At 59.2% G+C, this 13,179-nt stretch carries 7 protein-coding genes; all 7 read right to left on the bottom strand.

Features of this window, described 5'->3' with window-relative positions; genetic code table 11:
• Window positions 1-44: 44 nt before the first annotated feature.
• Window positions 45-410: a flagellar protein FlaG gene (locus ACMTA2_RS08970; RefSeq protein ID WP_413794570.1), complete on the bottom strand. Its 366-nt coding sequence runs from the start codon at window positions 408-410 to the stop codon at window positions 45-47.
• A gap of 72 nt (window positions 411-482) precedes the next feature.
• Window positions 483-1,331, bottom strand: a complete 849-nt coding sequence (locus tag ACMTA2_RS08965) for a flagellin domain-containing protein (RefSeq protein WP_109751339.1) — start codon at window positions 1,329-1,331, stop codon at window positions 483-485.
• A 276-nt stretch (window positions 1,332-1,607) separates the two neighbouring features.
• A complete protein-coding gene (locus ACMTA2_RS08960; RefSeq protein ID WP_413795615.1) occupies window positions 1,608-2,534 on the bottom strand; it encodes a ketoacyl-ACP synthase III in 927 nt (308 codons plus the stop codon).
• A gap of 330 nt (window positions 2,535-2,864) precedes the next feature.
• Complete coding sequence (locus ACMTA2_RS08955) at window positions 2,865-5,771, bottom strand: TIGR00180 family glycosyltransferase (protein ID WP_413794569.1); 2,907 nt, start codon at window positions 5,769-5,771, stop codon at window positions 2,865-2,867.
• Window positions 5,772-5,835: 64 nt separating this feature from the next.
• Window positions 5,836-9,417, bottom strand: a complete 3,582-nt coding sequence (locus tag ACMTA2_RS08950) for a glycosyltransferase (protein WP_413795614.1) — start codon at window positions 9,415-9,417, stop codon at window positions 5,836-5,838.
• A gap of 110 nt (window positions 9,418-9,527) precedes the next feature.
• The gene (locus ACMTA2_RS08945) at window positions 9,528-11,093 is read right to left on the bottom strand and encodes a flagellar hook-associated protein 3 (RefSeq protein ID WP_413794568.1); all 1,566 of its coding nucleotides are present in this window, start codon (window positions 11,091-11,093) and stop codon (window positions 9,528-9,530) included.
• 13 nt (window positions 11,094-11,106) lie between these two features.
• Complete coding sequence (flgK, locus tag ACMTA2_RS08940; RefSeq protein WP_413794567.1) at window positions 11,107-13,173, bottom strand: flagellar hook-associated protein FlgK; 2,067 nt, start codon at window positions 13,171-13,173, stop codon at window positions 11,107-11,109.
• Window positions 13,174-13,179: the final 6 nt, after the last annotated feature.

Raw genomic sequence — 13,179 nt, 5'->3', positions numbered from 1 at the left:
TTACAACGCCCAAAAGAACATAACAACAAAATTCGTGCCGGTTGTCAGGCTTCAGCGCTGAACAACAAGCTGTTTGCATCATTCAAACTGTTGGCCAGTTTCAGAACTTCTTCGTTCGGGATCTGGCGAATCACTTCACCGGAACCGCTGGCAATCACTTTGACCACTACTTTGCCTGAAGGCTCATCAATAGAGAACTCCAGGTTGCGCTTGACCGACTGAACGAACTTCTCGATTTCCTGAACGGCTTTCTTGAGTTTGTCCTGCTCGGCGGCAGCATCTTTAGGCGCTTGCTTGACCGGTGTCACGGTAGCAACGTCGGCTTGAGGCTTCTCCACTGGCTTGTCGGCCACTGTAGGTGCCGGCTTCGCCGCTGGATAAGACAAGTTCAGCTTAACGCTCATATCCATGTCCATCACCTCTTGAACGGAAAAAGCGAGAGAGCACGCAAGCGCACTCCCCCGCTAAAACTCATCCAGCTATTACTGAAGCAGCTTCAGTACAGCGGATGGCAGTTGGTTGGCCTGGGCCAGAACCGAGGTAGACGCTTGCTGCAGAGTCTGCTGCTTGGTCAGTTGCGCAGTTTCAGCAGCGAAGTCGGTATCTTGTACGCGACCCAGTGCAGCACTGGCGTTTTCGTTGATGTTCTGCAGGTTGGAGATGGTGCTGTTGAGACGGTTCTGAGCAGCACCGAGGTCGGCACGAGCACTGTTGATGGTGTCGATCGCGCTGGTGATTGCGTCCATGGCGGCCGAGAAGTTGGTTTCCGAAGTAGCACTGTCGGAACCAACGATGGTGATCGCCGAGTCAACACCCAGGGTGGCAGCGTCGAAGCTGGCGCTCAGGGTCAGAGTGATCTGGTTGTCAGAACCGTTGTTCGAACCGACCTGGAAGGTCATGGTGCTAGCGGTACCGTCAAGCAGGTTCTTGCCGTTCAGGTTGGTGCTGTTGGCGATACGGGTCAGTTCGTCGCTCATCTGCGAGAACTCTTTGTTCAGAGCGATACGGTCATCTGCGCTGTTGCTGTCGTTACGGGCCTGGATGGCCAGTTCACGCATACGTTGCAGAATGTTGGTCTGCTCTTGCATCGCGCCTTCAGCGGTCTGCGCCATGGAGATACCGTCGTTGGCGTTTTTGATCGCCATGTTCTGACCGCGGATTTGCGAGGTCATACGGGTAGCGATCTGCAGGCCGGCGGCGTCGTCTTTGGCGCTGTTGATTTTCAGGCCGGAAGACAGGCGGGTCATCGAAGTGGACAGAGCATCGGAAGCCTTGTTCAGGTTCTTCTGAACGTTCAACGATGTGACGTTAGTGTTTACTGTTAAAGCCATGACGAATTCCTCGTTGGTTGGGTACTGCGGCTTCCGGCCCTGGCAACCGCCGGGTGTGGCCTAGAGAACCTTCGTAATAGTTATCGTCGGATTGGGAACTTGCTTGAGGGCTTTTTTCAAAAAATTTGCTAGCAGACTGCCACCCCTTGAGAAACAAGGGGTTAGCCGCAGGAAAAGGCCCGAAAAATGGCGTCAAGAAACCGCAGGATAAAGATGCAGGCAAAAAAATAGCGCCACAGGCCAACCTGAAGCGCTATAGGAAAGCAGGTGATTCAATCAATCGCGATAAAGAATCGCCGAGCCCCACGACAGGCCCACACCGAAACCGCTGATAGCCACACGCTTCCATTCAGCATCCAGAACATGCTTTTCCAGCAGCAGCGGAATGCTCGACGACACGGTATTGCCGGTCTCGACCATGTCCTTGATGAATTTCTCAGGCTCACCCTCGAAACGCCGCGCCACGGCATCGACAATCGCCGCACTGCCCTGGTGGATACAGAATGCGTCGATGTCGCTGGCTTGCAATGAGGATTCGTCCAGCAGTTCGTGCAAATGAGCCGGTACTTTCAGCAAGGCAAAGTTGAACACCTGGCGACCGTTCATGAAAAACACCCCGTCGCTGACCTTCAGGTGTGGCGCGCCGGAACCATCGGTGCCGAACTTGGCCTTGCCCAACTGCCAGTTGGCGCCCTCGGCCATCCATGTAGCCGTGGCGGCATCGCCGAACAGCATGGTGGTGTTGCGGTCTTCAGGATCAACGATTTTCGAGTACGGGTCAGCGGTCACCAGCAACCCGTTCTTCAACCCTGCGGCCTCCATGAAGCCTTTCAGGGCATAAATGCCGTATACATAGCCCGAGCAGCCCAGCGATATATCGAACGCCGCCACATGGGTCGGCAACCCGAGCTTGTCCTGCACGATGGCGGCCGTGTGCGGCAACCCTTCTTCATCACCGTTCTGGGTGACGACGATCAACGCGTCGATGGATTCGCGCGAAAGCTGCGGATTATTGGCGAATAATGCATTCACCGCCTCGACACACAGGTCCGAGGTTTCCTGGTCAGCGTCTTTGCGTGGCAGGAACGCCGAACCGATCTTGCCAAGGATGAACTCTTCATCCTTCTCGAATTTGGCACCCTGAGCGTAGTTATCCACACCAGCGGTCGGCACATAACTCGCTATGCTTTTTATGCCAATCATCATGGCTTCCCGATCATGAACTGCGACTAGGTTCACCCCCGAACGCTCAGGGGCGCTTAAAAATGGTTGATTTCCAAGGGCGGAGGCCTTGTCAGGCGAACGAACGGGCCTCCACTCCGGGGAATACAATACAGTGAAGATGCACTTTATGACCTATGCGTCACGCTGTTTTGTCCTGGAGGGGCATTTTTTCATGACAAACGAAGCCGTGTCATTTCCAGAGGCGGTGTCGGACACCGGAGAAAAATCTTGGGGATGGCAGCGTGGCCGGGAGAAAACGCCGACAGGTTTCAACTGCCGGCGTTGGTGACAAGTCTTGTACAGCGGGGGTTACGCAGCCGGTTCGTTCAGCAAGTCGGTCCAGGGTACGTTGCGCACTGGTCCCAAGGCGAAACCCGCGCCTTTCAACGCCAGATTGCCGTTGTAGAACCGATCCTGGGCGAACGCCCCGGCCCACTTCCCTCGTAACGCCATAAGCGTCTCAGGCGTACTCGCCAGCACACCGGACTGGATAACCTGCACATGGGGCGTCCATACCGTCAGATATCCGGCCTGACCGACCCTCAGGCACAGGTCCACATCACCCAAGGCATCGTCGAACAAACCGCTGTCTATGCCGTCAGCCGCTTCGAACAGCTGCCTCGAAATCATCAGGCAGGCAAAAGACACCGCCGAACAGTTCTGCTCGACGACCAACCTGTTCATGTAGCCTCTGGCGGTCTTCGGCTCACCCACGAATGCCGAGCCGACTTCGTCGTTCAACCCCAGAATCAGGCCCGCCTGGGTGATACGTCCGTCGCGCTCGACCAGCTTGGCGCCGACCACGCCGACCTCCGGACGCAAGGCCTGGTTGAGCAGCGATTCGATCCAATTGACGTTGACCACCTCACTGTCTGCCGCCAGCGTCACCAGATACTCACCCTTGGCCTCCTGGCTGACAGCGTTGATCAATGAGCCCGTCGCCATGCCTGGTTCGATATCCAACAAGCGAACACGACTTGCCTGGTGCCCCTGCCCCTGGAGCCAGGTACGCAGCACAGCATTGTCTGCCGCGGCGGCGCAGAGTAATACCTCGTAGCGCTGATATCGCGTACGCTGCAGGACGCTGAGCAGGCAGCGTTGTCGGGTCGTCAGGTCGCAGGCACCGTGGACGATGATCGACACCATGGGGCGCTCGGCAAAACGGTAGTCGATTTTATGCGTGCCCGGCACGACCGCGCTCACATCGGCCTGATAGCCACGAACCGCCAGATGACGCAGCAATGTCTTGCGCTCATCGGCATTGTCTTCCAACGGCGCCGCCTGGCAAGTCAGCAGAGGCTCATCCAGGTGGGCAAGCCCCTCCAGGCCGTCCTGCTCGATCAAGCGCAACAACAGATCGAACTCCATCGCGTTCTTGAACTCGCGCGAATAACCGCCCAGTCTGACCAGCGTCTCGCGGCGTACCAACCAATGGCGGGCCATCAAGGCCGGGGCGCTTTGCAGCAAATCAAGGTTGAACCCTGGACGGAAGACATCGACCAGCGTCCCATCAGGCTGGCGCTGGAACTCGTCCATTGCCACGGCCTGGCACTGTGGCGCGGCCAGTAACTCCACACCCGCACGGAACAGACCACCCGTCGTCAATTCATCGCCGGCCTCGGCCATGACCATCCAATCGCAATCGCTCTGGCTGACAACCTGATTGATTTTGTCGGCGTAATTGCTTTCGTTGACTTTGACGAAATGCAGCACGTTCTGCGGCGTGGTCTCGGCCGGCAGGTCGCCGGTGGTGAACACGACAATCTTGAACGCCCGGCAATAGCCATTGATCACGCTGTCGAAGGTGGCCTGCATTTTGAAGATGTCGGCGTCCAGATCCAGGATCAAAATGCCGAACGTCGGGCCACCTTTGCGAGCGGCCAGGTATTTGGACACTTTCTGGGCTTCACTGGCGCTTGGTTCACGTGCCTCGAGCCAGCGCAGCAATTGACCGGAGCGCGTGGTGTCGAACAACCTCGCGGTGTTTTCAAACGCCGCTGCCTTGAGCCGTTGGTCCCAGGCCTGGAGCATTTGCACGTAACGCTTGTCACCCTTGGCCTGCATGACTTCGAGCAACTGCTTCACCAGATCCTGGTTGAAGGCATAGCTCAGGAAAGCCCTCGCCAGCTGCTCATCAAGCGGTTCGGCACTGGTGTTGCGCTGGGGGCGTGACAGCTCCTTCTGCTTGAGCATGACGGCTTCCAGTTCTTTCAACTGCACTTGCCCGCTTGGCGCCGCATGAAGCAGGAACTCCAGCGAAGTGAGCACGTCGAAAAAAGCCTGGTTATAGAAGGGCAACTCAACGTATTGCGTCGGTTCAAAACGCCGAACCGGTTCGCCACGCCGAGAATCCCAGGTCGACTCGAACAGTTTCCCGGCCTGCGACACCGAACGTTCGACCAGCTTCTTGAGTATGGCCGGGGTATGTTCCCGCGCCGCAGCATCCGTGCCAAAGGCGCCGGCCAGCATCGCGCCCATCCGTTCCTGTTCAGCGACTGCTCGCAAGTCCTCGGTACCGGGTGCCGTGCCAGCCGGGTTCCGTGGCTTGGCCACGCGACTGCGCTCGTGCACAGCATAAGGAATGTCCAGCAAGCGGACTTTTGCATCCGCCACCAACCCAAGGGAATGGCCAGCCTCCTGCAATCGCGACTCAAAACCGGCAGGCAACGAAGCGTAACTGCGCCGCAGGGTTTCAGTGCGCGTGAGGGCATTCACCAGGGATGGGCAATCCTCGGCAAACATGGCCAGCCGGGCTTGGGCCGATGTGCCGGAATAATCCTCACAGCCCTTGCGATCGAGCACGTAATAGTCGACACGATCAGCATGGGCCTCGAACGCCAGGCTGTAGCCCTGGCAGGCACTGTATTGCCCATGCGTTTCCAGGAAGCTCAACGCTTGTTCGAGCGCCAGGGGCAGCAGGAAGCTCTCGGCATCGGCAATCGCCAGGTAAGGCGTGGCGACTCGTTCGACGGCCTGGCGAACCTTGTCGCCGAAACCGATGGCCGTGGGCGCATGCAGGTATTGCATACCAGGGCACGCTGCCGTGATATCAGCGTCGTTCAGGCTCGATGAGTCGACCACCAGTACCGCGAACGAACGGTCGCGATAGTGGCGCAAAGCCCGCCGCAGGGCAGTCGACTGGTCGTGAGCGAGCAGCACCAGGGTAAACCGTTCATTCAACGGTGCAGTCGATCCTGTTGAGGCATTGCTTTGCATATTCATTCCTTAACGAGTGGGGTGGCCGCATCAGCGATGCCGGGAGTTTCGCGGTTGAAACTCATCAATCCGGTAGCCAACCATTGGCCCAGTACTGCAGGTTATCGCCGCGCAGGATAAAGTCGCGCAGCACCACTTCACGTAATTCGTCGCCCATCCGATAGCTGGCAATCGGATCCGCCAGGTGCATCCGGATGGCTTCCAGCCATTCTTCGGTGCTGTTGGTGAGGACCCGGGTACAAGGCAGGTGCCCCCGGTAAGCCTCGGTATCCGAACAAATGACCGGATAGCCGCACGCACCGTATTCCAACAGGCGAAGATTGCTTTTGCAGTCGTTGAAAATGTGGAACTCCAACGGCGCCAAGGCCAGGTCGAGATTCAGGCTGGCAAGCTTCGCCGGATAAGCCGCCAGGCTCACGCCCTGATGAAACTCATGGACGTAGGGCTTGAGCAAATCGGGGCACATGCCAAAGAACACCCATTCCACTTCGTCAGCCAATTCCCGAACGACATCGGCAATAAGCTCCAGGTCGCCACGGTGGCTGGTGCCGCCGCCCCAACCGATACGCGGCTTGCTGGAAGTTGCACGTTGGCTTCTGAGCTGGTTCCACAGACCGGCGGCCAGCATGTTCGGCACGACACGGATGTCGTGGTGCATGCTGGACAAGACGTCTGCCAGCGGATGGGTGGACACCACGACCCGATCGCACAGGCCGATGCCCTGGCGCAGCAAGTCCTCGAGATTGTCCGGCATATTGCGGCGGTGTTCGTTTTTTTCCGGGACCTTGGCGATGTAGTCATCCAACTCGTAGATGCGCATGGCATTGGAGTATGTCTTGACCTGGACGATGTCCTTGAACTTACCCACGTTATAGCGGCCCTGAAGAATGATCACATCCGGTGACTGGCGCTCGATGTCGATGATCGAGGGCGTATCGTAGGCCACACGCCCCACGACTCGCCCCGCCGCTTCCAGCTCGAATAACGGTTGGCTGACCCGGTAGTGCCCCACCGCCGAGGTGTTGACCGCCATCCCCAGGATCGAAGGCACGTTGCGGGTAATCAACGGATTCCAGCCGGTGCGTGGTCCGGGCTCCAGACTGAAGCTTTTCCCGGTCAAGGTCAGGTTACGGTTGTAGGCAGGATCGTTAGCGATCCTGGGCAACCAGCGCTGATAGAACGCCTCTTGCTCGTGCTCCAGCCGCTGCTTCCACGCAGGATCACGACTGGCCTCCACACCGGACGCCAGCACGACATCACTGTACGGGGTGGTGACGATCAGGTAACCGTTTTTCCCGACCTGCTGGCATAGCTCCAGAGCATTGATGCGCTGCGTTGTGATCGACTCATCGAAACCACCGACCTCCTCCAGAACCTGCTTGCGCACCAACAGGCAGTGATCGCCGACAGCGCTCCAGTTCTGCACCGCCTGCAGGCGTTGCATGTAGCCGCCAGACGTGACCGATTCGTTGACGAAGGCCCTGCCCGCCAACCCACCCAGTCCCATGATCATGCCGGAGTCAATGACCCGGCCTTGCTGGTTGAGTGTGCGCGGCCCCACGATACCGACCTCGGGACGTTGCCCATGATTGAGCAACTCATCCAGCCAGCCGGCTTCCAGCACGATGCAATTGGGGTTGAGCAACAGCAGGTATTCGCCACGGGCCTGCTGTGCGGCGAAATTGCGGATCACTGCTTCGCTGCCGCTTCCCGGGTGCAGGAATATTCGCAACTTTTCACTGCCCAACTCGGCCATGGCTCGCAGCCAATGCTGCAGCTCGGCATTTTCACTGGCGTTATCGACGATGATGATTTCGTAATGCGGATACGCGGTCGTGCTGATCAGACTGTTGACGCAACGCTCCAGCGCGCCCAGGTCATCCTTGATGCTGATGACGATCGACACCAGTGGTCGCTCGTCGAACAGGTATTGGATGCGCGGAATCAACGCCAGGAGCGGTCCCGGATGAAGCCGGTGCGGCACGCCAATACGCTGTAGATGAGCGCTGATCAGCTCGGCGTTTTGCTCGATGACCCCAGGCAACGACAGCCATTGGGCAAACGAAAACGTCGATTCCACCTGGACTTCCGGAATGTGACCAACGACCTGCGGCCCATCCGTTTCCACCAGCCGCCAGACAAAGTCGTGGGGCGCCAGTTCACCCAGGCTCGAATCGAATCCACCCGAGGCCAGGAAGCGGGCACGCTCGAAAGCCAGTGTCCGGCCGATATAGGGATAACCGCGCATCAGGTCGAGATTGAAGTCGGGCTTGAAGATCGGCTCCACCGACTTGTCATCCACCAGCGCACCTTCATCGCTGTAGAGACAGGCAGCGCCCGGCGAGCTGACAATCCGGTCGGCCATGATCAGCAGCGCAGACTCCGTCAAGCGATCGCCGGCACGCAGCAGGTAGAACCAGTCGGCGCCGTCCAGTTGAGGCAACAGCCCATTGAGCTGCTGCACCCAGTCCGCTTGCAGGCCAAGGCGCAGGACATGGTTGTCCACGGCCTGGCGCCCATTGGACAGCAGCAGCACCGATTCGCAGGCATAGGCCTGGGCCGCGATGCTCTGCAGGGTGATACCCAGCGCATAAGGATCGTCCTGGTCATCGAGGATGACGGGAACGATCATCGGTCGATAGGCCCAGCGAGCGATCTGCCGGGACAAGACTTGCTTGCGCAATGGACTGAAACGTCTACATGCCAACCACTGCGCGTAGAGGTCTGCATAACTTTCAATGTCAGTGCCGACCTGCGAGCCGATGACACCCTGGCGAGTGGCAATGATCGAATAAACGTTGACTTCTTCCCACTCGGACGTCTCTTGATCCTTGCTCCGCTCCAGTGCCTGGTAACGCACCCAGCCACTGGCTGGCGCCGGCTCGCCACTGCGCTGGGCCAGCATTTCCTTGAGCCACGTCAGCTCCACCGTGGCTGCCTCAAGCATCTTGGCCTGGCGGGCCAGGCGCTCCGGATGCAACCGCTGGCCGCTTCCCTCGGCGTAAAGCTGGACCAGATTACCCCGGCGCAACAGGCAGATGAACAAGGCAAAATCGAGGACGGCCTCGAAGCCTTCACCGGGCCGCGCCAACGCTGGCAGCAAGGCCTCGACATCGGTGCGGCGCATCATTGCGCCACTCAAGCCACCGAGAATATTACGGGTGGTCTTTTCAAAATACGCCAGCATGTCGTTGCCGTTGAACATCGCATCGAACTGCGTGATGCCCGTGTTTTCAACGCGGATCGGCAAGGCAAAATTGTCTGCATCGATTAAATGATGCTTGTTGATCACCAGCGATACTTGCGCATGTTCCTGCAAGATGGCCGCCTGTTGACTGACGCAGAACGCCAGTAACTGGTCGTCGTCGCACAGGAACTTGATGAACTCGCCCCGGGACTCTTCGAGGCAGCGCAACAGATTCTGCTGAAATCCCAGCCGAGTCGGGTTGCGCAGATAGCGCACCGCAACGTTGGAGCCCACGCCAAGTTGCTGAACAATCTGCTCGATTTCATCGGTGCGGCAATCGTCGCAGATGACAATCTCAAGATTCTCGTAGGTCTGCTCGAGCGCGCTTTGCAAGGCGAGGCGGAAAAAGCGTGGGTTGAACGCGGGGATGGCAATGCTGACAAGAGGAGCTGATTTCACACGCATGGCTCTCAACCGGTGGGCGTCAACTCAGGCGGGAGCAGGACGTCCTGAATCGTATAAAAGAACGGGTCAGGGACCGCTTATAACGTCACGGCCCCCGCCCTGCATCACATTTTGTTGAACAGTCCCAATTGAGCGATCTTGCTGAACGCCAACTGTGACGCCTGCAGCATCGTCTGCTGCAAGGTCAGGCGCGTCATCACCTCGGCCGGGTCCGAATCACGAATCGCCGACTGAGTCTGCGAGTTGGCGAGGACGAAGCTCTGGTTGGTATCGCTCTGGGTATCGAGCGATTGGCCCCGCCCGCCGACCGAGCTCAATGCACTGGTCAAGTGATCTGTCCCACTGGCCAGGTTACCGATAGCCGAAGCCAGCGACGCATTCAGTTTCTGGATGGCAATGTTGTCGCCATCGGCCGGCGTGTTCAATGCGCTCCGCAACTGATTCACGGTATCCAAAATGTTCTGCGTCTCATGGGTATTGACCGCGATGCTGAACTGATCGTTGGCGGCCGGGGCACCATTGAGGGTAAAACTCACGCCGGATGCGGTGGCGACGTTGCCCGCCAGGGTGCCACTGGACACCGGTTTGCTGTCGGCGGTCAGTGGCGCGGCGTACAGGTCGAAATCCGTGGCGCTGGTGAACTTCAGCACCGCCGAGCCCGTCGGGAAGCTGGCGTGGTAGGCCGTTGGATCGGTGATTGAGCTACCGGTGATCTGGGTCGCGGTGGTGTTACCCGGGCTGCGGGCCGGCGTGAACGAGTCGGGTTTGGCAGCCAGGGTAAACGTGTGGCCGGGCAAGATCGTGCCCGCAACATCACCTTCATGAAGGTTGACGTTCAAGGTCAAGTCGACGCCGCGAAAGCTCACCGTCTGCCCGACCTGGTTACTCGGCTCGATGACCCCGCCCTTGCTGGCTTCGGCGGTCACATCGTTGCCGCCCGAGTCGGTGATCTTCAATTGGGTACCGCTGACGAACTCCACAGTGTACGGCTCGCCACTGCGGAACTGGCTGTTGTAGCTCACGCTGGACGACACTTGGCCGTTGGTCAGCACCACGCGACCATCATCCACCGTCGGCGCAGTCATGGTGACCTGGGTGCGACTGGTGTTGACGGCTTGCTGGAACACTTCCCAGCCAGTGCTATTGGTGGCCATCGACATGGTGTCGCCGATCGGCAGGTCCAGGGTGACCTGGTCGCCGTTGTAGCTGTAGGTGCCGTCGTCGTTTCGGGTGAACGGTACGACGTCGCCTTTGGATCCGGCAAAGATGTACTTGCCGTTTTCATCCTTGGTGTTCATCAAGCTCAGCAATTGTTCTTCGATCGAGCCCAATTCCGAAGCGACCGCTTTACGGTCAGCGTCGGTGTAAGCGGCGTTACCGGCACTCACGGCCAATTCCTTGGCGCGCTGCAGCACGTTGCCAATGCTGGTCATGACCGCTTCGGTCGTGCCCAGGGTCGCCTTGAGGGTGGTGACGTTGGCTTCATACTGGGAAAGCATCGAAGCCTGGTTGCCCAGTTGCAGCAGGCGCGAAGCGCCTACCGGATCATCAGCGGCGGTGTTCACCCGCACCAGGCTGCTAGCTTCCTCGCTGGTCTTGACCACCTTGGCGAAGTTCTTCTGGTAGTTCGCAGCCGTGCTTTCGTAGAACTGAGAGGTGGAAATGCGCATGGGCTACGGCTCCTTAAAGACTGTTGATCAATGTGCTGAAGATTTGTTGCGCAGCCTTGATGATCTGCGAAGACGCGGTGTAGTACTGCTGGAACTTGACCAGGTTGCCGGTTTCTTCATCCAGGTCCACGCCCGACAGCGAGTCGCGGGCGTTCTTGGCGTTGTCCAGGATCGCGCCGGTGGCGGCGCTGTCGAGCTTGCCCTGGGCGGCCTTGGCGCCGACCCCTTCCACCAGCTTGCCGTAGGCATCGTTCAGGGAAATGCCCTTGCTGGAGGAACCGGTGTCGACGGTCTTGGCGGTCTGCAAGCCGGCCAGGACAGTACCGTTACGGTTGTCCAGGCTGCCGGGCTGGCTGAGGCTGATGTTGATACCTGAGCCTTGGGATGGCGCGCCGGCAATGGACATGTCGAACGTGACGGTGCGCTGTACCGGTGGCACGGACGAATCCATGATTGGGTTACCACTGGCGTCCTTGAGCGGAACGCTCAGGCTCAAGGTGTTGCTTTGGCCGGGCTTGATCGTACCGCTGCTGATCGCACCGCCTTGGGCATCGAGCAACTGATAAGCCTGGCTCGTGCCGTCAGCCGAGGTCGCGCCGAACACCACCTTGACCGGCATGGAGTTCTTGATGCCGTTCTGGATGATGGTCGTGGTGGCGGCGTCGTAGATGTCCAGCTTCGTGGTCATGCTCGGCTGGCCGCTGGCCGGGATGGTCAGCGTGCCGCTGCCCCCTGGCGTGATGGCGGCGCCCAGCGGCGCGGCAATCGCCAGCCGCTTGGAATCGGTCATCTCGGTCTTGATGTTGGCCGCTTCGTTGCGGGTCGGCGTGAGCTTGAACGAGTCGCCGGCGGCGGCGGTGCCGTTGGCAAAGGTCATCGAGAAACCGTCGATCACCGGCGGCGGTGTGGTCGCGGTGTTGAACGCGCCCATCGAGGTGCCGTCGGGCAGGCGCTGGACGGTGTAGTCCGTGCCGCTTGTGAACGTCACCTTGTAGTCGTTGGTGGTCAGCTTGCCGGAGTCTGTGATAGCGATGTTGAAGTTGCCGGAGCCGGCGCTGTTGTTCAAGGATGCAACGCTGCGCTGGCTGATCTGCGCGGCGCTGTTGATGTTAGTGAACAGGTTGGAGCCGAAGGCCCCATTCATGTCGATGCCCGAAGCCTGGATGCTGTTCATCTGGTCGGCGACGACCAGGGCCACGCGGCCCAACTCGTTCATGGCCGGGTCGAGCACGGTACTGCGGTAGCGCATCAGGCCGCCAATCTCGCCACCGGTGAGCACCTGGGTCAGGTCCATGGAGCTCGAACCGCTGTTGAGCTGGATGCCGATGCGCCCCGGATCGTTCTTGTCCGGTACCGCTTCCAGTTTATTGGTGATGTTGCCCATCACCAATGGCTGGCCGGAACCCAGGTAGATGTCCAGGCTGCTGCCGTTCTCCACGACCTGGGTGCCGGTGAAGGTGGACAGCTGGCGAATGGTCTCGCTGCGGGCGTCGAGCAGGTCGTTCGGCGCGCCGCCGGCGTTGGAGACTTCGGCGATTTTCTTGTTCAACTGGGCGACGGTGGTGGCCAGGCTGTTGACCTGGTCGACCATGTTCGACAGGTTGCCGTTGATGTTTTCGCTCTGCGCGGTCATCTGGCTGGCAACCGAATTGAAACGGTTGCTCAAGGCCTGGGCGTCGCTGAGCAGCAACTGGCGGGACGCATCATCGCCCGGCTTGGAATTGACGTTCTGCACCGAGGCGAAGAATTTGGTCAATGCGCCGTTGAGGCCGGTGCCGCTGTCCGACAGCAGGGAGTCGAGCGGGGTGATCTGCCCTTGATAAGCCGCCGCATCGCTGTTGAGCGAGGTGGTGGTCTTCAGTTGTGCCTCAAGGTACGAGTTATACACCCGACGCACATCGGCCAGGGTCGTGCCGGAACCAATGAACACGTTGCCGTACTGGTTCGACGCCTTGGTGGTCTGCACGGTCTGCTGACGCGAATACCCTGCGGTATCGACGTTGGCGATGTTGTTACCCGTGGTCACCAGTGCGGTCTGGCTTGCGGACAGACCCGACATCCCGATATTGAGCAAACTCATGGTTCA

The sequence above is a fragment of the Pseudomonas medicaginis genome (assembly GCF_965119365.1).
Taxonomy (GTDB): Bacteria; Pseudomonadota; Gammaproteobacteria; order Pseudomonadales; family Pseudomonadaceae; genus Aquipseudomonas.
The sequence above is the reverse complement of the archived record's forward strand: the minus strand, read 5'-3'. Positions and strand labels throughout refer to the sequence as shown.

Bases quoted from the DNA above. Each gene is read 5' to 3' on its own strand.
- ACMTA2_RS08970 (WP_413794570.1), bottom strand. From the start codon at position 410: ATGGATATGAGCGTTAAGCTGAACTTGTCTTATCCAGCGGCGAAGCCG.
- ACMTA2_RS08965 (WP_109751339.1), bottom strand. From the start codon at position 1,331: ATGGCTTTAACAGTAAACACTAACGTCACATCGTTGAACGTTCAGAAG.
- ACMTA2_RS08960 (WP_413795615.1), bottom strand. From the start codon at position 2,534: ATGATTGGCATAAAAAGCATAGCGAGTTATGTGCCGACCGCTGGTGTG.
- ACMTA2_RS08955 (WP_413794569.1), bottom strand. From the start codon at position 5,771: ATGCAAAGCAATGCCTCAACAGGATCGACTGCACCGTTGAATGAACGG.
- ACMTA2_RS08945 (WP_413794568.1), bottom strand. From the start codon at position 11,093: ATGCGCATTTCCACCTCTCAGTTCTACGAAAGCACGGCTGCGAACTAC.
- flgK (WP_413794567.1), bottom strand. From the start codon at position 13,173: ATGAGTTTGCTCAATATCGGGATGTCGGGTCTGTCCGCAAGCCAGACC.